18 protein-coding genes and 1 tRNA gene are annotated in these 21,188 nt (G+C 42.4%); 13 read left to right on the forward strand and 6 right to left on the reverse strand.

All coding sequences use genetic code 11. From position 1 onward, the window contains the following. Positions 1 to 36 precede the first annotated feature (36 nt). Complete coding sequence (locus tag J4N22_RS06285) at positions 37 to 597, forward strand: peroxiredoxin (RefSeq protein ID WP_207492918.1); 561 nt, start codon at positions 37 to 39, stop codon at positions 595 to 597. A gap of 49 nt (positions 598 to 646) precedes the next feature. After that, positions 647 to 1,243 carry a carboxymuconolactone decarboxylase family protein gene (locus J4N22_RS06290; protein WP_207492920.1) on the forward strand — a complete coding sequence of 199 codons (597 nt, stop codon included), beginning with the start codon at positions 647 to 649 and terminating at the stop codon, positions 1,241 to 1,243. Positions 1,244 to 1,550: 307 nt separating this feature from the next. Here J4N22_RS06290 and J4N22_RS06295 read toward each other — a convergent pair whose 3' ends face one another. Then, positions 1,551 to 1,781, reverse strand: a complete 231-nt coding sequence (locus J4N22_RS06295; RefSeq protein WP_242692076.1) for a DUF3072 domain-containing protein — start codon at positions 1,779 to 1,781, stop codon at positions 1,551 to 1,553. A 173-nt stretch (positions 1,782 to 1,954) separates the two neighbouring features. Between J4N22_RS06295 and J4N22_RS06300 the strand changes: the two genes are divergently transcribed. Next, positions 1,955 to 3,907 (forward strand): ABC-F family ATP-binding cassette domain-containing protein, encoded by a 1,953-nt coding sequence (locus J4N22_RS06300; RefSeq protein ID WP_207492922.1) that lies wholly within the window; start codon positions 1,955 to 1,957, stop codon positions 3,905 to 3,907. 278 nt (positions 3,908 to 4,185) lie between these two features. Here the strand turns inward: J4N22_RS06300 and J4N22_RS06305 are convergent, their stop codons facing one another. The 4 genes from J4N22_RS06305 to J4N22_RS06320 all read right to left on the reverse strand — a co-directional run bounded on the left by J4N22_RS06305 (position 4,186) and on the right by J4N22_RS06320 (position 8,403). Beyond that, on the reverse strand, positions 4,186 to 5,193 hold the full coding sequence (locus tag J4N22_RS06305; RefSeq protein ID WP_207492924.1) for an aldo/keto reductase: 1,008 nt from the start codon (positions 5,191 to 5,193) through the stop codon (positions 4,186 to 4,188). A 208-nt stretch (positions 5,194 to 5,401) separates the two neighbouring features. Next, entirely contained in the window at positions 5,402 to 5,869 is a 468-nt protein-coding gene (locus tag J4N22_RS06310; RefSeq protein ID WP_207492926.1) for a DinB family protein, read from the reverse strand. A gap of 330 nt (positions 5,870 to 6,199) precedes the next feature. Next, positions 6,200 to 6,907 carry a hypothetical protein gene (locus tag J4N22_RS06315; RefSeq protein ID WP_207492929.1) on the reverse strand — a complete coding sequence of 236 codons (708 nt, stop codon included), beginning with the start codon at positions 6,905 to 6,907 and terminating at the stop codon, positions 6,200 to 6,202. Positions 6,908 to 7,038: 131 nt separating this feature from the next. Next, positions 7,039 to 8,403, reverse strand: coding sequence for an erythromycin esterase family protein (locus J4N22_RS06320; protein ID WP_207492931.1), 1,365 nt, complete (start codon positions 8,401 to 8,403; stop codon positions 7,039 to 7,041). Positions 8,404 to 8,798: 395 nt separating this feature from the next. Between J4N22_RS06320 and J4N22_RS06325 the strand changes: the two genes are divergently transcribed. From J4N22_RS06325 to J4N22_RS06355, 7 genes are all read left to right on the forward strand, one after another. Continuing rightward, positions 8,799 to 9,239: a response regulator gene (locus tag J4N22_RS06325; protein WP_207492933.1), complete on the forward strand. Its 441-nt coding sequence runs from the start codon at positions 8,799 to 8,801 to the stop codon at positions 9,237 to 9,239. A gap of 172 nt (positions 9,240 to 9,411) precedes the next feature. Further along, positions 9,412 to 10,107, forward strand: coding sequence for a DUF421 domain-containing protein (locus J4N22_RS06330; RefSeq protein ID WP_207492935.1), 696 nt, complete (start codon positions 9,412 to 9,414; stop codon positions 10,105 to 10,107). A gap of 3 nt (positions 10,108 to 10,110) precedes the next feature. After that, complete coding sequence (locus tag J4N22_RS06335; protein ID WP_207492937.1) at positions 10,111 to 10,809, forward strand: DUF421 domain-containing protein; 699 nt, start codon at positions 10,111 to 10,113, stop codon at positions 10,807 to 10,809. Between the two features lie 113 nt (positions 10,810 to 10,922). Further along, positions 10,923 to 11,930 carry a Gfo/Idh/MocA family protein gene (locus J4N22_RS06340; protein WP_207492939.1) on the forward strand — a complete coding sequence of 336 codons (1,008 nt, stop codon included), beginning with the start codon at positions 10,923 to 10,925 and terminating at the stop codon, positions 11,928 to 11,930. A 66-nt stretch (positions 11,931 to 11,996) separates the two neighbouring features. Continuing rightward, entirely contained in the window at positions 11,997 to 12,440 is a 444-nt protein-coding gene (locus tag J4N22_RS06345; protein ID WP_207492941.1) for an OsmC family protein, read from the forward strand. Positions 12,441 to 12,705: 265 nt separating this feature from the next. After that, positions 12,706 to 14,370, forward strand: a complete 1,665-nt coding sequence (locus J4N22_RS19915) for a pectinesterase family protein (RefSeq protein WP_242692077.1) — start codon at positions 12,706 to 12,708, stop codon at positions 14,368 to 14,370. A 151-nt stretch (positions 14,371 to 14,521) separates the two neighbouring features. Further along, positions 14,522 to 17,659 carry a DUF6298 domain-containing protein gene (locus J4N22_RS06355; RefSeq protein ID WP_207492943.1) on the forward strand — a complete coding sequence of 1,046 codons (3,138 nt, stop codon included), beginning with the start codon at positions 14,522 to 14,524 and terminating at the stop codon, positions 17,657 to 17,659. A 155-nt stretch (positions 17,660 to 17,814) separates the two neighbouring features. Here the strand turns inward: J4N22_RS06355 and J4N22_RS06360 are convergent. Then, positions 17,815 to 17,888, reverse strand: a tRNA-Asp gene (locus tag J4N22_RS06360). 137 nt (positions 17,889 to 18,025) lie between these two features. Between J4N22_RS06360 and J4N22_RS06365 the strand changes: the two genes are divergently transcribed. The 3 genes from J4N22_RS06365 (at position 18,026) to J4N22_RS06375 (ending at position 21,133) form a co-directional block, all read left to right on the forward strand. Continuing rightward, positions 18,026 to 19,015 (forward strand): acetyl-CoA carboxylase carboxyltransferase subunit alpha, encoded by a 990-nt coding sequence (locus J4N22_RS06365; protein WP_207492944.1) that lies wholly within the window; start codon positions 18,026 to 18,028, stop codon positions 19,013 to 19,015. Positions 19,016 to 19,024: 9 nt separating this feature from the next. After that, positions 19,025 to 19,924, forward strand: a complete 900-nt coding sequence (dapA, locus tag J4N22_RS06370; protein ID WP_207492947.1) for a 4-hydroxy-tetrahydrodipicolinate synthase — start codon at positions 19,025 to 19,027, stop codon at positions 19,922 to 19,924. A 72-nt stretch (positions 19,925 to 19,996) separates the two neighbouring features. Beyond that, positions 19,997 to 21,133, forward strand: coding sequence for an alpha/beta hydrolase-fold protein (locus tag J4N22_RS06375; RefSeq protein ID WP_207492949.1), 1,137 nt, complete (start codon positions 19,997 to 19,999; stop codon positions 21,131 to 21,133). The last annotated feature ends 55 nt before the right edge of the window (positions 21,134 to 21,188 follow it).

Below are 21,188 nucleotides of genomic sequence, written 5' to 3' on the forward strand. Positions count from 1 at the left end.
CTTTGCACCTCGAAAAAACAAAGCAAAAGGATATATATGAAAAATGTTACTTTATCGCTTGGCGCTCAGTTCCCTGCGTTCAAGAAAAAGGCAGTCGTATCTACAGAGAAAGGAAAAGAGTTTTACGATCTTTCTTACGAAGAGATCAAAACCGCTGGCAAATGGATGGTGATGTTCTGGTGGCCTAAAGACTTCACGTTTGTATGCCCTACAGAGATCGCTGAGTTCAACAACCACTACCAGGATTTCGAAGATCGTGATGCAGTTCTGATTGGTGCTTCTACTGACAGCGAGTTTGTACACGTAGCTTGGAGAAGAGATCATGAAGACCTTCGCAACCTGCAATTCCCAATGCTGGCTGATACTTCTAAATCCCTTGCTGAAGAACTAGGTATCCTGGAAGCTGAAGAAAAAATTGCTTACCGCGCTACATTCATCGTAGATCCACAAGGAACCATCCGTTGGGTGTCTTTGTACGATCTGAATGTGGGACGTAATGTAAAAGAAGTATTGCGTGTTCTGGATGCTCTGCAAACAGATGAGCTTTGCCCTTGCAACTGGCAAAAAGGTGAAGCAACACTTTCAAATGCTGAATAATTAATTCCGGTCCCGCTACACCAGCGGGACTTTTTTAAAAATATCAACTATGTTATTTGGTGCAGCAGCCCCTGCGGTAGATGGTGCAGTGGCTTTATTAACCGATCTTGGATTAGAGCAAATAGAAGTCCCTGCTCAATTGAAAGCTTTGTCTGCAGCTAACAGCCGTTACCTGAAAGACCTGAAGCTGAACATTAACACAGCGCTAAACGCAGAATCATTAGGCAAAAAAGATGCTTTTCTTTTAGCGCTTTCTGTAGCAGTAAATGAAAAGAATAATGTACTACAATCAGCATTTGAAACATCTGCACGTGCCAATGGCGCTACTGATGCAGAGATTGCTGAAGTGATCAGCTGTACAAGCCTGATGAGTGCGAACAATGTATACTACCGTTTCCGCCACTTTATGCATGAAGAGTTTTATGATAAAGCACAGGCTGGTATCCGCATGAGCATAATGGCTAACCCTGTTTTGGGTAAAGAATTATTCGAGCTGGTGAGCATAGTAGTAAGCGCTATCAATGGTTGCGAAATGTGTGTTACCTCCCACGAAAAGAACCTGGTAGCCCATGGAACTAACAAGCAGCGCATCCACGATGCAGTACGCCTTGGTGCAGTGGTAAAAAGTTTGAGTGTGGTTATATAAGTTAGAAGTACGATTTTCGAAGTACGAGATAAAAGCAAAGTGCGGACAGGACCTGTTCGCACTTCGCTTTTTAGTTTAGAAACATATAGGGATACCTTTTTCGTCAGCATGACAAAAAGCTATGTCATCCCGAGGTACGAGGGATCCCCTTCAAATAATGAAGTATCCTTCAAAACCAGCAACCAGAAACTACTAGCGGATGCCTCCTTCGTCGGCATGACAAAAACTCCATCGAATTAGCAACAAGGAATCAAAAACCCGAAACAAGGAACCCCAAACCCAAAACCTCAAACCCGAAACCATTCTTCTAATGATCCACGCCTCTGCCTGTCTTCTGCTGCAGCTCGTCTATCTTCTTTGATGCATCTGCCTTCGTTAAATTCTCATCCATTTCTTCCCCGGCTTCATCAGATAGTGTCTTCAGGTACGACTTCTGTGCACCTGTCATAGCCTCGCCGCCGGTTGTCCATTCATCAGGATTTTTTACTGTGTTCGAATTATCCTGTTCATTTTGCTTATTCTCCATATTAGTACTCATATCTTCTGTTTTCTGGAAGTTATTCAACTATTGTACCAGATGCTAAAAGTTTTAGCAAAAGATGATGATTGAGAAGCCTGTAGTATCTGAAGCTCCTGCCGAACCGAAGTGCCACAGCAATTTCGGGTTTCTAAAACAACCATCACCAACTCTACCGCTTACCTTTGCGCCCTATGCATTATGTATCTGTAGAAGGTTTAAGCAAGAGCTACGGCATTAATCCTCTTTTCAACAATATTTCATTTCATATTTCTGAAGGTGATAAAATAGCGCTGGTGGCGCGCAATGGTGTGGGTAAGAGTACTTTGCTCCGCATTCTCTCTGGCAAAGAAACAGCCGATAGCGGCACAGTATGGATCCACAAAGGTGTAACGGTGGCGCTGTTTGAACAGGACCCGCAGTTTGATGAAAGCAAAACAGTACTTGAAAATATATTTCATACCGATAATCCTACCATAGCAGCCATACGGGATTATGAAGCTGCAGTAGACGCTGCCGAAGATGCGGCGGCCGAAGGAAAAGAAGATGACGGTCAAGCAATCAGCGATGCATTGGCCCGTATGGACGACCTGAATGCATGGAGCTTCGAGAGCAAGGTGAAAGAGATCATGGATAAGCTGAATATTCATCACCTGCGCCAGCCTGTGGCTAAGCTTAGTGGTGGACAGCGTAAGCGTGTGGCCCTTGCTCAAACACTCATCGATATCGGCTTCGAGCACCAGCATACACTGCTTATTATGGATGAGCCTACCAACCACCTTGATGTGGAGATGATTGAGTGGCTGGAGCATTACCTTAACGGTGAGCATGTAACGCTGTTACTTGTTACGCACGATCGCTATTTCTTAGATGCTGTATGCGATGAAATTTGGGAAATGGAACGCAGCGAGCTGTATGTTCATAAGGGTGATTATGCTAACTACCTGGAGAAAAAAGCAGCACGTATAGATAGTGAACAAGCTACAATTGATAAAGCAAAAAATACCTACAGAAAAGAGCTGGAGTGGATGCGGAAGCAGCCCAAAGCACGTACAACAAAAAGCAAAAGTCGCCAGGACAATTTTTACGAAGTAGAGGCGCAGGCAAAGAAGCGAATAGAAGATGCGCAACTGCAACTGGAAGTAAAAATGACGAGGTTGGGAGGTAAGATAGCTGAGCTGAAGAAAGTGTACAAGAGCTATGGTGACAAAGTGATCATGAAAGGCTTTGAATATACTTTTTCGAAAGGCGAAAGGATAGGAGTGGTAGGTAAGAATGGTGTTGGTAAAAGTACTTTCCTGAATATCCTGCAAGGCCTGGAGCAGCCGGATAGTGGTAAGGTGAACATTGGCGATACAGTTGTCTTCGGCAACTTCAGCCAGCAGGGGCTGGTGTACAAAGAAGACATGCGTGTGATTGAGTATGTAAAAACATTTGCTGAAAGTTTCCCGCTGGCCAAAGGTGGAAGCATCAGCGCATCGCAGTTCCTTGAGCTATTCCTTTTCCCGGGCGACAAACAATACACTTACCTGAGCAGCCTGAGCGGAGGCGAAAAGAAGCGACTGCAGTTGCTGGTGATCCTGTTTCAGAATCCGAATTTCCTTATACTAGATGAGCCTACAAACGACCTCGATCTTCCTACGCTGGCAGTGCTGGAGAACTTCCTGGTAGACTTCCAGGGGTGTGTGCTGATCGTGAGCCACGACAGGTATTTTATGGACAGGCTGGTAGATCACCTATTTGTTTTTGAAGGCGATGGCGAGATACATGATTTCCCGGGCAACTATACGCTGTACAGGGAGTGGGTAAAGACACAGGAAAAGAAACAGGATAAGTGGACGGTACTGGAAAAAGATAAGCGCAAAGGCCTCAGCACAGAAGCAGCCGCCACAAATGAGACCGCAAAGTTATCGACAGTTGCTCAGCCAGCTGCAGCCAAACGCAAACCATCCTTCAATGAGAAGCGGGAATTTGAAACCCTGGAAAAAGAAATAGCCGCACTTGAAGCTGAAAAAGCTAAACTGGAAGAACAGATAGGTACTATGCCTTTTGAAGAGATGCAAAAAGCCAGCGTGCGAATAGGAGAGATAACCAACCAACTTGCAGAAAAAGAAATGCGCTGGCTGGAGCTGAGCGAGATAATGTAAGTTTGATTTTAGATTTTAGATTGAAGATTTAAGATTTGGAGGTTCTAAGGCTAAAACCAAATCTTCAATCTATAAATCGCAATCTTAAACTTTGATAATCTTTTTATAAAGAGAATGAGAGGTAGCTGTTGCTTCCCCCAAATTTCAATCAAATCTTCAACCTAAAATAGAAAGCCGAAGTCCGACCACAGCTAAATGCTGCATTCGTACTTCGGCTTTGTACTTCGTATTCCGTACTTCGTATTCCGTACTTCGTACTTCGAATTCGTATTTCGTACTTATACAGTTTTCACTTCTTCCAAGGAAAACTTATCAGCGGCTGCAGTAATAGCGTCCAATTCATCTTGCGATAAAGTAAAACCCAATGCCTTAGCATTGTCAGCTACTTGTTTATCATCTCTTGCGCCTACCAGTACACAAGCCACACCGGGACGGTTAATGGTCCAGTTGATTACAACCTGGGCAAGAGAAGCATTATGCGCTTCAGCTATAGGACGTATCTCATCCAGCATTGCATTGGTACGACGAATATTTTCAGCAGTATAAAAACGGTTACCTTCTCTTGTATCACCTTCACCAAATTGATGATCTGGTTTTATCTTACCAGTCAGCAATCCACGCTGCAGCGGGCTGTATGGAATAATACCCAATCCTTTCTCCAGTGCCTGTGGCACCACACAAGATTCTATACCGCGGTTGATCATTGAGTAGGGCACCTGGTTGCTTACCAGCTGAATTGTTTGAAGTGCTTCCTCTACCTGCTCCACGCTGTAGTTGCACACGCCAGCTGCACGTACCTTTCCCTGGTCTATCAGTTGTTGCACCGCCTCAAAAGTTTCACTGATAGGTGTAGTAGCATCCGGCCAATGTATCTGCAGCAGGTCAATATAATCCGTCTTCAGCAGCCTCAGGCTGTTCTCACATTCCTGTATCACTTTCTTCTTACCTGCGAATTTGTAGATCTTAATCGGCTTGCCGTTGTTGTCAACTGAGTCAAAGAAGAATTCACCCTCTTCTGTCTCCCAGTTCAGTCCAAACTTGGTAAGTACCTGGTAACTGTCTCTAGGCTTACCTTCCATTGCTTTACCTACCAGCTCTTCGCTGCGGCCAAAGCCATACACAGGTGCAGTGTCTATGGTGGTGATGCCCACATCGTAGGCTGCTTGTATGGCACGTATGGCGGCTGTTTCTTCGGCGCCGCCCCACATCCATCCGCCTATTGCCCATGCGCCAAAAGCCATCGGCGTTACCATCACATCCGAGTTGCCTAATTTTCTTTTTTCCATCGTTACTATCTTTTGTGTGGCAAAGGTAGAAGCAACCCTCAAAAGCGGGTTTACGAAATGGGGATAAACAAAAAGAAGCTGATCTTGCGGTCAACTTCTTTTTGTTTTTTATGGTGCGGGCTACAGTGCAGCCACCAGCTTTTGTTGTGTCACTCACTTGTACGGTTGGTACGCTATGCAGCTGTGTTAGCTGTAGAGTTTCACCTCATCAAAAGTTCATCTCATCAGCGCTAGGTCCATAACTGCCGGGGATTGGAATGTTCAGCAGTCGCAGGTATACGCCCAACTGCGCACGGTGATGTGTGGTTTGTGCAAATGCATGCCGGATCACTTCATACTTAGTCATTACTGCTATCACATGCTCACCTTGCCTCATGGTCCACGATGGCCACAGGTCATCTTCTTTAGCAGCTGTCAATGCGGCATCACCTGCACTAAAAGATTTTTCAAACAGCTCAAGCAGTTCTTCGTTGCTGCTTACTTCAGTTGGTTTATAATCCATGGTAGCGAAGTCAATGCCTTCAGTATTAAGCCCCATCTGTACCCACGATGGAAGCTCAGCAATATGAACAGCAAGATTTTGCATGCTCATGCTTTTTTCGTGCGGTTTCCAGTCAAACTTATCTGCCGGCACCAGCTTCAGCATTTTGCGTGTAATAGCAGCTTCCTGCTCCATCTCTTTTGCAGTAGTGGAATGATGTCCATAGTTGTTGGTTTTGCTTACAAAGGAAAGTTATAGCTCCCGATTTTTTCAAACTGGTTACTGCTAGTCATCAAAACTTAATATCAATCAAAGTCAAAAGTCAAAAGTCTAGCATCTACCAACTAACATCCAACATCTAACATCCAACTAACATCCAGCATCCTACATCCAACTAACAACTACCAACTAATATACAGCATCCCACATCCAGGATCCAGCATCCAGATTCAATATCCCACATCTCCCAATTCGACACCAATAAAAAAGCCGGGAAGATACTCCCGGCCATGTGCTTTAGTTTTGTTATTCTTGTCCTTCTGTTTCGTCCCTTTTCACTTTTACCTTATCCTTCTTTATTTTCCTTTTCGTGTTTTCAGTTTTTTCTTTGAAGGTTCCATCATCATCTATCTTTCCTTTGTAGTTGTTGCGCTTGTCTTTCAGCTTTACACTACCGTCTGTTTTAGCTTTTAGCTTCAGGCTGTCATCACCTTCACGATAGTTTCCTTCACCATCTATCTTCTTGCGGTAATCTCCTTCCTTTACTTTCAGGCGCCCATCTTCGTAATCTTTTACTTTCGCTTCACCTGCTTTCACTTTTACATCACCTGATCCCTGTACTTTTCTTTTGTAGTCGTCATACTTCACCTTTTCTACACCATCTGCACGCATTTTTCTTTTGTAGCCAGAGGAGTCTGCTTCAGTCAGCATTCGATACTCGCCATTGTCAAATATGTAGTCGCCATCACCGTTGTATACAAAACGACCATTTTCATCGCGGGTAAGCCGGCCATTCACCACTATACCTGTACGACCATACAATGTGTCACCTGTTTGAGTATTTACGTACAGGTACAGAGGACGCTGTGTCTGGGTGTTGTAAATCATGCCTGTACCAAAGTGCTTTACCACCTTCACCTGTTGGCCTGTAGTAAGATCTACAAATTGCGCATCAGCTTTTGCTGCTCCAAAGCCGAGTGCAGCCACTGCCATTGCAAAAAATTTAGTTTTCATAGTTTAATGTTTTTAAAACCGGCACTTGCCGTAATTAATCGTCAGAATAGATAAATAACTATGCCAGTAAAGCATTACAGCGGCTTTACAACAGCATTTTCCTGTGGTTCTTTTCCTAATTATATACTTTATCAGTAGCCTGATGGATAGGTGTCAGGTGGTTCATTTTTAGGTGTTACCGGTATTGGGCGCAAAGCATTGGACCGTTCAAAGTAAATGAAAGCATCATAACGTTCTGGTATAATGGACGGTACATAATTACCCGCTTCGCGGTTGGGATGATAAACTACACCTATTGCACGATGACCAATCCGGCCTTGCAGGCTCTTGTTATTCCTGATCTCATTGCTCAGCAATATTTTATCTCCTTTACCAATCCTGTGCAGCATATGCTCCCAACTGCCAGGCATAGCTGCGGGTACATGCATTCGCTTATATGGTGCATCCCAGGCTTCGGCCGCTATTACCGAACCTGTGTAAGAACCAAAGCCTACAATGAAAACATTTTCTCGTCCAAAGGTTTCCCTTGCTATTTGTCCTACGTTTATCATTCCTTCATCCACCATATCAGTGTAGCGAGCATCGCCTACATGTGTGTTATGTTCCCATACAATCACCTTCGAGTTTGGTCCATGCAGGTCCAGCAGCCGCTGCAGCGTTTGCGACATATGTCCATCACGTACATTCCACGAACCGGCACCGCTGGATACCATCATGCGATAATACTTTTCTGCATTAAGCGCCACAAGCGCGTTTTGCTGCATCACAAACTGATCTTCTGTGGTAGCTGTTTTACTGCCTGTATATTGGTAAATGGCGCTCCATAGTTTTTCTACCTGCGCTCTGCAAATGCTTTCAGATCTGGCCACTGCTACGGCGTATTCCTGCGCATCGCTGTTAAATGGTTGAAAACATTGGTGTACCTGGTTAGCCAACTGCTTGATGGAATCCGGCAGGTTTTGCAGGTAAGGCTTTAATTCCTCCATCGACTCCCAAAGGCAGTACACGTCCAACCCAAAGAAGCCCACTTTTTCATTGGCTGCTTTTGCCTGGTTGTGCCGGTTTAACCACGTCACCAGGGAAGCCACTTCATAATTAGCCCACATCCATGTTGGCCACCTGTTGTATTGTTTCAGCAGGTTTACAGCAGCTATACTGTCTTGCGGACCGCCTTTGATGAAATTATTAACCCTGTAGGAGTCAGCCCATTCTCCCTCAATAGCTATAAAGTTGAAGCCTTTTTCATTGATCAATCGCCTTGTAATAGCAGCACGCCAGGTATAATATTCTGCAGTGCCGTGCGATGCCTCGCCCAACAGTACAACCCGCGCATTGCCAATATTATTTATAATAACATCAAGGTCCTGCTCGCTTTGTAACGGATGATGGGTTAACCCTTCTTGTATGGCTAATGCGGTGGTTTTGTTGCGGCAACTAAATGCTGCTATACAGGTAATCAAGACGCTGAAGGAGAGAAGTTTTATTGCTTTATACATAACATGGTAGTGGTTGTATTGTACTGCTAATTCTAATTATAGTACATGCTAAAGCTGTACCTGATCCTACTGCGCCATATATTCTACAGGCTCTTTTGTTTTTATGCGCATAAAATGAAACTGAAGGGGCAATAAAAAATCATTAAAAATTCTATATGATATGCAAGTTGCTTAAGCTGTTTTTAAATCCGTTTTTCCTTAATGTGTTTCTTTTGAACCTATTATAAAAAACACCTTAAGTATTTACTGTTTTTCTTGTTTAATAAAAAACACCTTAAGTTTTTACACTACATATTTTGTTTTTCTTCAACGTGTTCGGTAATTACATTTGCTGCAGCTTATCAAAATGAGTTGCTTAATCAACAACTCTTACATGTTTATCCTAATCATCAATAATGCGGATTTTAATTGTGGACGACTGTTCAGATGATGCGCTTTTTTTAGAAGAAGCATTGACTGAATTAGTAGATGGATGTGAGGTGTTGAAATTATCAGACGGTTATGCCTGCATGCGATTATTGAAGCAAGGTTATCGGCCAGACATGGTTTTTATTGACCTGGATATGCCGTTAAAAAATGGCTTGGAATGTATCCGTGACATAAGAGCCATCAACCTATTGGAAGACTGCCCAATAATGATTTATAGCTGCTCGCATATGATGCGCAACATTGCTGCAGCCTTTATGCATGGAGCAAAATTTTATATAGTAAAACCAGGTAGTTCTTATGAGTTAAAGTACCTGCTTGAGAGGCTGTTGGGTCAATTACATTCAACAATTGGTCAACCTGACAAGTCGCACTTTGTAATTCGTCAACAGCAATTAGCGGTTGTTTAAAAAGAGAGTTTTTTTCTGGGGGTTATAAATTCAATCGGCAGGAGTAATTTCCTGCCTTTTGTATATATGGAAATCAACGGTTTGAAAAAGGGCTGTATATTATCCATCTAAATACTTCAAATGAAAATGATTTCTTCCGCCGTTATGGAACAGTTTTTTGTTCTACAGATGCATGAAGAAAGAAGAAATCCACTTTACCGATTATAGCAGATGGATCTTTGGAGATAATCCTCCTGAATTCATGGTCGAAGTATTGATCAGGACCTTACTCATTTACATTTTTCTACTACTTGTGGTCCGCTTAATGGGACAGCGGATGTCAGGGCAAATAAGCATCACTGAACTAGCAGTGATGATAACACTAGGAGCTATCGTTTCACCAGCCATGCAGTTGCCCGATCGAGGGATCTTATTTGCTATCACTGTACTAGGCTGTGCGCTTGGCTTTCAGCGTGGCCTCAATTACCTGGAATTTAAACATGAAAAAGTAGAAAGGGCAACACAAGGACAGGTGCAATGTGTAATAAAAGATGGGCAGCTTAACCTTCCTGAGATGGGGAATACAGGAATAACAAAGCAGCAGTTATATGCCATGCTTAGGGGACAGCAGATAACAAACCTGGGAAAAGTGAAACGTGGTTACCTTGAAGCATGTGGCATCTTAACGGTATACAAATACGATTACACGAGGGCCGGTCTTTCACTGCTTCCAAAATTTGATGAAGAGATACATCCTGCGCAAATAAAGGCCGATGATACACAGAAAGCATGCTGCAACTGTGGCCATGTGCAATATGTGAAGAGCGATGATACTCAATGTGAAATATGTAATTCAAACGATTGGTCAAATTCCTATCTAACGTTTTAGTAAATGAAACCAGAAGAAATATCACTGTACGATTGGGCAAGAATATTTGCAGGAAATGTTCCTGCTACCTTTTATATAGAACTGGTGATACGCGCCGCACTTGTATACCTGCTACTTATGGTAAGCATGCGCTTACTAGGCAAGAGGATGACGTCACAGATCAGCAGGCTGGAGTTAGCAGGATTGGTATCGCTGGCAGCTGCTATTGGTGTTCCTATGCTGGCTCCCGATCGCGGAATTCTTCCTGCTTTCATCATTGCAATGGTAGTAGTAGGCGTCAACAAATTGATCTTATACTGCAGCCTGAAGAGCGAAAGGTTTGAAGAGATCACACAAGGAAATGTAGGGGTACTTATACAGGATGCTGTTTTGTGCTACGATATGATGAGCAAAACACAAATAACCCGCGAACGCATATTTGCTCAATTGAGAAGTCATCATGTATATCATCTAGGTTCTGTAAAACGGATGTATATAGAAGCTACCGGATCTTTTTCTGTAGTGCTGGATGATGAAGTGAGACCTGGATTATTGATACTTCCTGAAAATGATCCGGAATTTATTGACGAAGTAGTAGATCGAACCAATAAAGTTGTATGCAAACACTGTGGAACGAAAAAAGATGAGAACACTAAACATAGTAAATGCAATAACTGCGGCTCAAAAGAATGGACAGAAGCTGTTATAGAAAAAGGAAAATGATTTTATTGCTTACTCTTGTTTAAGTAGAATATTTATTCACACAAGATTACATCTATGGCTGGTGCAGGTTGAATTTTTGCTTGTGGAAATACTTGTAATAAACAGTATTGAAAATGGCCGAGGAAAAACATAAACAAAAACTGGGGGTAGCCCTCGTTGGTCTTGGGGAATATAGCACTGGCCAATTAGCGCCGGCACTCCAGGAAACGAACCATTGCTACCTTGCAGGTATAGTAACAGGCTCTCCGGGTAAAGTTGATGAGTGGAAGCGTAAATACAACATTGCGAATAGCAACGTATATAACTATGAGAATTTCGATAGCATATGCGACAACCCGGACATAGATATCATATACATTGTTTTGCCCAATGGCCTGCATGCCGAATACGTGGTTCGTGCAGCCAAAACAGGCAAGCATATTATTTGCGAAAAACCAATGGCCGTTACAGTGGAAGAGTGCGACAAGATGATTGCGGCCTGCAAAGAAGCAGGTGTAATGTTGTCAATTGGTTACAGGCTGCATTTTGAGCCTTACAACAAAGAAATGATGCGACTGGGCCAGCAGAAGGTGTTTGGTGAGATACGTTCATTAAAAGCCTATAACGGAATGAGCAATACCAGCGGCTGGCGGTTGGATAAAAAACTTGCTGGTGGCGGCCCATTGATGGATGTAGGTATATACTGTTTGCAAGGTTGCAGGTATACTACAGGTATGGAACCAGTAGCCGTAACAGCAAGAGAAGGCAATAAAACAGATACGGCAAAATTTAAAGAAGTAGAAGAAACGATTTATTGGGAGTTGGAATTTCCTAATGGTGCTAAAGCCGATTGTATGTCGAGCTATACGCAGGTTGCAAATGTACTGCGAGCCGAAGCTGAAAATGGTTGGTTTGAATTGTCTCCTGGTTATAATTATGATGGTATACAAGGTAAAACCTCGGAGGGTGAATTGAAGTTTCCTGAAGTGAATCAGCAGGCATTGCAGATGGATGATTTTGCAATGGCAGTAAAAGAAAATCGTCCTACACCTGTACCCGGTGAAATGGGCAGGCAGGATGTAAAGATCTTGCAAGCTATTTATAAAGCTATGGAAACGGGTGAGCGTGTTGAGATCAGTTGATGTTATGATCGATGTCAGAAAACACTGCAGGCATTTAGGATAGCTTTACTTCCAAAAACATCCTCTATGCAACAAGAACATTACTACGATGTGTCCGTAACATGGCAAGGCGACCGGAAAGGAACCATGCATTCTGATTGTCTTCCCGATACTATTGAAGTAGCTACACCTCCTGAATTTCCAAAGGGGATAGAAGGCATATGGTCACCGGAGCATTTGTTTGTTGCAGCAATCAACAGCTGTCTTATGACTACATTTTTAGCAATAGCAGAAAACATGAAGCTCAGCTATGCCAGTTTCCAATCGAAGGCTGTAGGTAAATTAGAAATGGTAGATAGGAAATACATGATGACAGAAGTGATTTTAAAACCTCATGTTATCATACACGAAAATGCAGACAGTGAAAAAGCATTGCGTGTGCTTGAAAAATCTGAAGCAGCTTGTTTGATATCAAATTCAGTAAAGTCAAAGATCATCATGGAGCCTGTGGTGGAAGTTCAGGCAGTATAACCAGCGTTATCATTCTTGATAATATTTAGTTGAATGGTTTCTATTAAATTTCCTTGTTTATTACGAATTGAGAGATAAACAGGCACACCTATTAATCTAATACTAAGGCTGCTCCAGGGCAGCTTTATTTTTTTCAACAGCTATCATTCTTTAATGCGTTTTCCTGCTTACGCCTTTGTTTTAAGAAAATCATTTTTATATAAAAGTGCAGGAGTTCTACCTTTCTTCAAGAATGGCATTTACTTTACGCTATAGATTATCTTTTATGAAAAACATCTCTTCCGTTTTCTTGCGCTCATTAGCACTAGCTGGTTGTATAGTATTCATTTTTTGGGTTAAGCCTAAACCTGTTACCATCTACATGATTGGTGACTCTACAATGGCAAACAAGCAAGAAAAGGCTTACCCTGAGATGGGATGGGGCATGGCTTTTAGTCAGTTTTTCGATCATGAGGTGAAGATCGATAACAGGGCTCAGAATGGTAGAAGTACCCTTTCTTTTATTAATGAAAACAGGTGGCAGCCGGTGGTTGATGCGCTAAAAAAAGGTGATTATGTATTCATCCAGTTTGGACACAATGATGAGAAAATAGATAAACCTGGTGTAGGAACTTCATTGGAATTATATAAGAATAACCTTGCGAAGTTTGTAAATGAATCCAGGAGAAAGAAAGCAATACCAGTTCTGCTTACACCTATCATGAGACGGAGCTTTGTCAATGGCGTTTTTACCGATACGCATGGTGGTTATCCCGATGTAGTAAGACAGCTAGCCGATTCACTTAAAGTGCCTTTCATTGATATGCACCGGATGAGTGAAAAACTGATCCTTCAGTTGGGAGAGGCAAGGTCTAAGATACTTTTCAATCATCTTGATTCTGGACACGTAAATTATCCAAAGGGCATAGTAGATAACACTCACTTTAGCCCGGTAGGTGCAAAGAAAATGGCTGCATTGGTCGTTTCAGGAATCAAGGAGTTAAAACTTGGCCTTGCTAAACGCATCACTACTCAAATACATCCTGAAAATCTTGCTTACGATTTTGTAGTAGCGAAGGATGGTACGGGTGATTTTAAAACTGTACAGGAAGCTATCAATGCCGTGCCTGATTACCGCAAGAAGGAAACAACCATCTACATAAAGAACGGTACGTACAAAGAGAAGCTTGTGCTGGCAGAGTCGAAAAGTCTTATAAGTTTCATAGGTGAAAGTGTAGACAGCACCATCATTACCTATGACGACTACAACCAAAAGAAAAACATCTTTGAAGAAGATAAGGGTACGTCAGGCTCTTCAGGATTTTATATTTATGGCCCCGGCTTCTCAGCTGAGAATATCACATTTTCTAATACCGCAGGTGCAGTAGGACAGGCGGTAGCTGTGCTGGTTGCTGGTGATAAAGCAAAATTTAAAAACTGCAGGTTCTTAGGATTCCAGGATACGCTGTATACCTATGGGCGTGAGAGCCGGCAGTACTACAGCAATTGCTATATTGAAGGAACCGTTGATTTTATATTTGGTTCTTCAACTGCTGTATTTGACAGCTGTACCATTTTCGGTAAAAGAGGAGGATTTTTTACTGCCGCTTCTACTCCTGAAAATAAAAAGTATGGGTACGTTTTTATAAACTGTAAGATCACGGGTGACGCTCCTGAAAACAGTTTCTATTTAGGCAGGCCATGGAGGCCTTTTGCAAAAACCGTTTTCATTAATTGTAATTTAGATAAACAGGTAGCACCTGAAGGATGGAACAATTGGAGTAACCGTTCAAATGAAAAGACAGCTTTTTATGCAGAATATAAAAACAGTGGTCCGGGAGCTGCAACAGGTAAAAGAGTGGCATGGTCGCACCAGCTGACGGATGCAGAAGCAAAAGAATATACCCTGGAAAATATTTTAGCGGGTTGGAATCCCAATAGCTCAAAATGATTTGATGCTGTATGTTATTGGTAATGATATACTGCTTAATGATTTAATTCCATTTTCTAAAATGAGCATTAAGAGGTAAAATATTTAGAATTACTTTTTTTCTGCTGTTATACTTTGATTACTCAATTACATTTTAAATATTAAGTTTTACATGCCCTTATATCGCCTGGTCATTTTCGCTGTTTTCATTTTTTCAACATCAGCACGTATCAATGCGCAGAAGAATAAAGACAGTTTGCCTATTCAAATAGAAGGTGGTAAGCTCTCTTATAATCCGGATGCTAACGGCGATCGTGTTCCTGATTTCTCTTATGCTGGGTATATGCTTTCGGAAGTGCCCATTCCGGATGTTCCGGTAAAGGTTATTGTTCTTGCTATGACAGGGGATGCTACCGCAACCATACAGGCTGCTATTGATCATGTATCTTCTTTGCCCTTAGATAAACAAGGTTTTCGTGGTGCTGTGCTTTTACAAAAAGGACAATACGAATTAGCTGGTGGATTAACCATACGTGCTTCTGGGGTAGTATTTCGCGGTAGCGGATCAGACAGCAGTGGAACAACCTTATTAGGAAGTGGTTTTGACAGGGAAACGCTTATCAGGATTACCGGGATCAATGATATCAAAAAAGAAAAGCCGGTACAGTTGGATAACGTTTATTTCCCTGTGAATACGGTTACGCTAACACTACCCAATGATCATACTTTCAAAGTAGGTGATCATGTTATTGTAAATCGACCATCTACAAAAGCATGGATAGAAAAAATAGGTGCTGATAAAATTGGTGTTCATGTCAACTACCATCTTACGCATTGGGGGCCGGGTGATTTTGACCAAAATTGGTACAGGAAAATAGTGGCAGTTACGCCAACCTCTATTACACTCGATGCACCCATTACAAACTCGCTTGACCCGCAGTTTGGTGGTGGCAATGTAGCACGTTATACATGGGAGGGACAGATAAGGAATGTGGGTGTAGAGAACTTTCGTTGCGTTTCAACTTTCGATTCCACAAATGATAAAGATGAAAACCATCGGTGGATGGCTATCACCATGGACAATGTGGTGGATGCATGGGTGCGTAGGGTTGTAGCAAAGAACTTTGTTAGTTCCACAGTAGCCGTATGGGAAACAGCAAGACGGATAACCATTGAAGATTGTAAGTCGCTTGAGCCAATAGGAGAGACAGGAAACCACCGCCGTTATGCTTTCCATACATTAGGTCAGCAAGTGCTTTTTCAACGGTGTTATGCTGAGTATGCTTACCATGCTTTTTCTGTTGGTTTTACTACACCAGGGCCTAATGCTTTTGTACAATGTTACTCGTACCTGCCCATCAATTTTAGTGGAGCTATTGGTGGTTGGGCTACAGGAATTTTATTTGATAAAACGACCGTGGATGGCGGTAATATAAGCTTTGCTTTTCGCGATGTAGATGCGCAAGGTGGCGGTTGGTCGGCAGCTAATTCGCTTAGCTGGCAGAGCAGGGCTGCACAAATTCATTTGGCCAATCCACCTACTGCAAACAATTGGGCTTATGGTAGCTGGGCGCAAGGCTATGGCAATGGACATCATGAAATGCCGCATAGCTTCTTAAAACCCGAAAGTATATTCTATGCCCAGTTAGAAGCACGTACAGGCAAAAAGTCAATAGAGCAGGAAAAGATACTGGTATATGATACAGATAGAACCACCGCTCCTTTACCCGCATTAACAGCTAAGCTGAGTGAACGTGCAAGGGACCCTGATCTTACCATGGATGCGTGGATAGATCAGATGATTGAAAAGTATCCCATACATTCAAATGTAACGGGTGCAAAAACTTTGCATGAACTGAATCTAAAACCTAAGCCTGTATTGGTGCAGAAAGCACCAGCTATATCAATAAAAAATGGATGGATAGTAGGAGGTGGTAGTGTATTGGCCGGAAGAAAAAGCCGGACCTCCATGTGGCGTGGTTCAACCCGCCCTTCTGAACTGGCAAGGCCAACGGCTAATCTTGTCCGCTATGTACCCGGCCGGTATGGAAGAGGATTAACAGATAACCTGGATACTGTGGTTGCAGATATGTTGCGGCAGAATGTTGTGTCCTTGCAAAGTTTTCCTGCGCTATGGTACGAACGCCGCCGCGACGATCATGCACGTACTCGAAGAGCCGATGCCGATGTATGGGCGCCATTTTATGAGCAGCCTTTTAGCCGCAGTGGCGAGGGCGAAGCATTTGATCGCTTAAGTAAATATGATCTTACAAAATGGAACACGTGGTATTGGTTGCGCTTGAAAAAGTTTGCTGACCTGACTGATCAAAATGGATTGTTGTTTATCCAGGAGCATTACCTGCAGCACAACATAATTGAAGAGGGCGCTCATTGGACGGATTATCCGTGGCGTACAGCCAACAACATCAATAACACAGGCTTTGCAGAAAATACAGCATATGCGGGGGATAAGCGCGTATACATGGCTGAAGAATTCTATGATACAGCACATGCTGTAAGGAAGGTTTTACACCGCAACTACATTCGCAAAAGCCTGGATGAGTTTAAGGGAAACACAAATGTCATTCATCACCTTGGTATAGAGTATACTGGTCCATTACATTTTGTTCAGTTTTGGCTGGATGTAATAAGCGAATGGGAAAAGGAAAACAACCAGGATGTAATGGTGATGCTGCCGGGAACAAAAGATGTGCAGGACGCCATACTTGCTGATAAGGAAAGATCTAAGCTGGTAGAGGTAATAGATGTGCTTCAGTGGCATTATAGGAAGGATAGCAGCCTTTACGCGCCTGAAGGAGGACATAGCCTTGCAGCCCGTCAATATGCGCGTATAATGAACGAAGGTGAAACTTCTTTTGGCCAAGTATATCGCGCAGTGAGTGAAATAAAAGAAGCCCATCCTGCAAAGGCTGTAATTTATTCCAGGAATAGACCTAAGTATGCGGAGTGGGCAATTTTTATGGCAGGCGGTTCGCTGGCTGGTCTGCCAAAAATTATTGATAAGAAGTTTTATACAGACGCCACTCAAATGAAAAGAATATCTGCGCAACAAGTGGATGATGTAAAATATGTTTTAGGTAAAGCAGGAGTGGGTTATATCATCTTTAATCATGGACGAAAATTGGAAGTTGATTTGGCAGGAGATAACAACCGCTATAGCTTGAAGTGGATCAACCCTTCAACAGGAGAAATAATAACTGGAAGTAATCGATTGATTGGAGGAAAAAGACATCTCATTGATGCGCCTTTTGAAGGAGCTGTGGTAGCATGGCTTCAAAAAACCAGGTAAGAAGTACAAGGTGATGGCCAGGTAGCAATAACTAGATAGAAAAATTGAAGTACAAAGTGAAGGAAGCATTTTTCTAAACCGTAGTAAATTCTTGTACTTGTATCAAGAGAAAGTTCAGGAAACAAAAAAGCCTCAACTTTCGTTGAGGCTTTTTGCGGACCGGACGGGACTCGAACCCGCGACCTCCGCCGTGACAGGGCGGCATTCTAACCAACTGAACTACCGATCCAAAGTCTTTAAGAACTTCCCCGTTTCTGAAGCGTTACCTCGTTTTCGGGAGTGCAAATATAAAGGGAAATGATTTTTACAAACAAAACTTTCTTTAAAAAATTTCTACACTTAATTTTACCCGCTTAACAAAACGCTATGCCTGAATATCCAAATAGACAGTTCCTGGATTTTGAACAACCTATCAAGGACTTATACGAACAGATAGATATAACGAAGAAGCTGGCAGATAAAAATCCGAAAGTTGATTATTCTTCTACTCTTCAACAATTGCAAGACGCCATTGTTGACAAGCGTAAAGAAATAACCGAACAGCTTTCTGCATGGCAAAGAGTACAACTTAGTCGTCACCCGGATAGACCCTACACGCTTAAGTACATTGAGAAAATGTGTACTGACTTTGTAGAATTACATGGCGATAGAAATGTGAAGGATGATAAAGCAATGGTGGGCGGCTTTGCTCAACTAGAAGGTGAAACCGTGATGATCATCGGGCAACAAAAAGGTATCAATACTAAAATGCGCCAGCTAAGGAATTTTGGTATGGCCAATCCCGAAGGTTATCGCAAGGCACTTAGGCTAATGAAACTGGCAGAGAAGTTCAATAAGCCGGTTATTGCTTTGGTTGATACGCCAGGTGCTTTCCCGGGTCTTGAGGCAGAAGAAAGAGGCCAGGGTGAAGCCATTGCAAGGAATATATATGAAATGATCCGCCTGAAAGTGCCGGTGATAGTAGTGATAATAGGAGAGGGCGCCAGTGGTGGAGCATTAGGCATAGGCGTTGGTGATAGGGTATTTATGATGGAGAATACCTGGTACACCGTTATCTCACCTGAAAGCTGTAGTTCTATATTGTGGCGTAGCTGGGATAAGAAAGAAGTGGCCGCTGAGCAACTGCGACTAACAGCTATCGACATGAAGCGTTTCGGTTTGGTAGATGATATCATCCCTGAGCCATTAGGTGGCGCTCATTGGGATTATGCAGAAGCTGCACAGGTATTAAAATCTTACTTGATAAAAACGCTTTCCGAACTTAAGGGTGTTGATCCGCAGCAGCGCGTAAATGATCGTATTGAAAAATTTGGAAAAATGGGCTTCTGGGAAGAAGTTCCGGCACAACAGCTCTAATACATAACCATGTCATTAAAAGATACATTAAGAGGAACAGGTGTGGCCCTTGTTACGCCTTTTACAGAATCTAAAGAAGTAGATTTTGACGCACTTAATAATTTAATAGATTTCGTTTTGCACGGTGGCGTTGAATACCTGGTGGTATTGGGAACGACCGGCGAAACACCAACCCTTACTAAACAGGAGAAGGTAGATATACTTCAATTTGTTTACAATAAAGTACAGCAAACTGTTCCTGTAGTTGTTGGTATTGGGGGTAATAATACCAATGAGATCATCAAAGATCTTGAGGTGCTTCCGATAGATAAGGCTACCGCAGTTTTAAGTGCAAGTCCATATTACAATAAACCATCGCAGCAGGGATTGTTTGAGCATTACCAGCTGTTTGCTGAAGCTTCGCCTAAGCCAGTTATATTGTACAATGTTCCCGGCCGCACAGGAAGTAATATTTCTGCAGAAACCACACTGCGTCTTGCTCATGCTTCTGATAATATTCAAGGTATAAAAGAAGCAAGCGGTAACATGGTTCAGTGCATGCATATACTGCGCAACAAACCTTCTGAATTCTTAGTTACAAGTGGCGATGATCACCTTACGCTTCCGCTGATTGCTGCGGGAATGGATGGTGTTATTAGCGTTGCAGCCAATTGCTATCCTAAAGAATTTTCGCAAATGGTTCGCTCTAGCCTCAACAATGAATACAGGGAAGCACGAGGATTTCATTACAAATTGTTGGAATGTTTCGACCTGCTTTTTGCAGAGAACAATCCTGCAGGTGTAAAAGCATTCTTAGCAGAACTAGGTGTTATTAAAAATCACTTGCGATTACCTCTCACTCCATTGTCAGATGGGGTACATCAGAAGATCAAAATATTCATAGAGAATTTTAACCAACAGAAATTGTAGTGATACGGTTTTCTTTTTTAACAGCATCTTCTGGTGGCATGGTTTTACTTTGAGGAACATTAACTTCAACCCATGAAGAATATTTTTCTATTGCTATTGCTGGCGGTAATGAACCTGCCGGCTTTTAGTCAATACACCCTACGCCTGGTAGTAAATGAAGTAGCTACTAAAAAACAGGATGATATTTATGTAGCTGGATCTTTCAACAATTGGAACCCGAAAGATGAGAAGTATAAACTGAAGCCTTTTGGAACAAGTAGAAAAGCAATTGTCATCAAAGAGCTGGCTCCAGGAAAGTATCAATACAAATTTACCAGGGGTGGTTGGGATAAAGTACAAACCACAGCTAAAGGAGAAGATATGCAAAACTTAGAAGTTGATGTAACAGGAGATGTTTCGCAAAACCATGATATTGATGGTTGGCAAGACGACTATCCTGAAAGAGCAAAACCAAACACAGCTACCTCGCAGGTTAAAATATTGGATAATGCTTTTGCCATTCCGCAACTTAATCGTACGCGACGGATCTGGGTTTATTTGCCCAAAGGCTACGAAACCAGCAAGAAGACATACCCTGTGTTGTATATGCACGATGGTCAAAATCTTTTCAGCGAGCATACAGCATCTTTTGGCGAATGGGGTGTGGATGAAGCAATGGACACTCTTATTGCCCGCACACGAAAAGAAGTAATCATTGTTGGTATAGACAATGGCGGCGACAAACGTTTGCAGGAATACAATCCATACGATCACCAGGAATTTGGTAAAGGTGAAGGAGGTCAATATGTCGAGTTCATCACCAATACGCTGAAACCTTTTATTGATAATAAATACCGCACTCAACGTGATGCTGTAGGCACTTATATAGCAGGTAGCAGTATGGGTGGCTTGATAAGCATGTATGCCATTGCTAAATATCCGCATGTGTTTGGTGGGGCAGGTATCTTTTCACCAGCTTTTTGGACGGCTCCGGCAATTTATGATGAAGTAAAAAATGCTGATTGGCAGAAGGCAAAACCAAAGTTGTTTTTTTACGCCGGAGGAAAAGAGAGCGACCAGATGGTGCCTGATATGGATAAGATGATCAAACTTATTCAGCAAAAAGGAAACTACAACATTAGGAGGGTGATGGCACCTTTAGGTAAACATAATGAGCCAACCTGGCGCAGCGAATTCCCTGAATTCTTTACGTTTATTTCCAGCAATTAGGCGATATTCAACAAACGAAATATTAGTAGGTGGTTGTTATTACAATCACCTTTTT

This window comes from Aridibaculum aurantiacum, assembly GCF_017355875.1.
GTDB classification, from domain to species: Bacteria; Bacteroidota; Bacteroidia; order Chitinophagales; family Chitinophagaceae; genus Segetibacter; species Segetibacter aurantiacus.

Bases quoted from the DNA above. Each gene is read 5' to 3' on its own strand.
- J4N22_RS06285 (WP_207492918.1), top strand. From the start codon at position 37: ATGAAAAATGTTACTTTATCGCTTGGCGCTCAGTTCCCTGCGTTCAAG.
- J4N22_RS06290 (WP_207492920.1), top strand. From the start codon at position 647: ATGTTATTTGGTGCAGCAGCCCCTGCGGTAGATGGTGCAGTGGCTTTA.
- J4N22_RS06295 (WP_242692076.1), bottom strand. From the start codon at position 1,781: ATGAGTACTAATATGGAGAATAAGCAAAATGAACAGGATAATTCGAAC.
- J4N22_RS06300 (WP_207492922.1), top strand. From the start codon at position 1,955: ATGCATTATGTATCTGTAGAAGGTTTAAGCAAGAGCTACGGCATTAAT.
- J4N22_RS06305 (WP_207492924.1), bottom strand. From the start codon at position 5,193: ATGGAAAAAAGAAAATTAGGCAACTCGGATGTGATGGTAACGCCGATG.
- J4N22_RS06310 (WP_207492926.1), bottom strand. From the start codon at position 5,869: ATGGAGCAGGAAGCTGCTATTACACGCAAAATGCTGAAGCTGGTGCCG.
- J4N22_RS06315 (WP_207492929.1), bottom strand. From the start codon at position 6,907: ATGAAAACTAAATTTTTTGCAATGGCAGTGGCTGCACTCGGCTTTGGA.
- J4N22_RS06320 (WP_207492931.1), bottom strand. From the start codon at position 8,403: ATGTATAAAGCAATAAAACTTCTCTCCTTCAGCGTCTTGATTACCTGT.
- J4N22_RS06325 (WP_207492933.1), top strand. From the start codon at position 8,799: ATGCGGATTTTAATTGTGGACGACTGTTCAGATGATGCGCTTTTTTTA.
- J4N22_RS06330 (WP_207492935.1), top strand. From the start codon at position 9,412: ATGAAGAAAGAAGAAATCCACTTTACCGATTATAGCAGATGGATCTTT.
- J4N22_RS06335 (WP_207492937.1), top strand. From the start codon at position 10,111: ATGAAACCAGAAGAAATATCACTGTACGATTGGGCAAGAATATTTGCA.
- J4N22_RS06340 (WP_207492939.1), top strand. From the start codon at position 10,923: ATGGCCGAGGAAAAACATAAACAAAAACTGGGGGTAGCCCTCGTTGGT.
- J4N22_RS06345 (WP_207492941.1), top strand. From the start codon at position 11,997: ATGCAACAAGAACATTACTACGATGTGTCCGTAACATGGCAAGGCGAC.
- J4N22_RS19915 (WP_242692077.1), top strand. From the start codon at position 12,706: ATGAAAAACATCTCTTCCGTTTTCTTGCGCTCATTAGCACTAGCTGGT.
- J4N22_RS06355 (WP_207492943.1), top strand. From the start codon at position 14,522: ATGCCCTTATATCGCCTGGTCATTTTCGCTGTTTTCATTTTTTCAACA.
- J4N22_RS06365 (WP_207492944.1), top strand. From the start codon at position 18,026: ATGCCTGAATATCCAAATAGACAGTTCCTGGATTTTGAACAACCTATC.
- dapA (WP_207492947.1), top strand. From the start codon at position 19,025: ATGTCATTAAAAGATACATTAAGAGGAACAGGTGTGGCCCTTGTTACG.
- J4N22_RS06375 (WP_207492949.1), top strand. From the start codon at position 19,997: ATGAAGAATATTTTTCTATTGCTATTGCTGGCGGTAATGAACCTGCCG.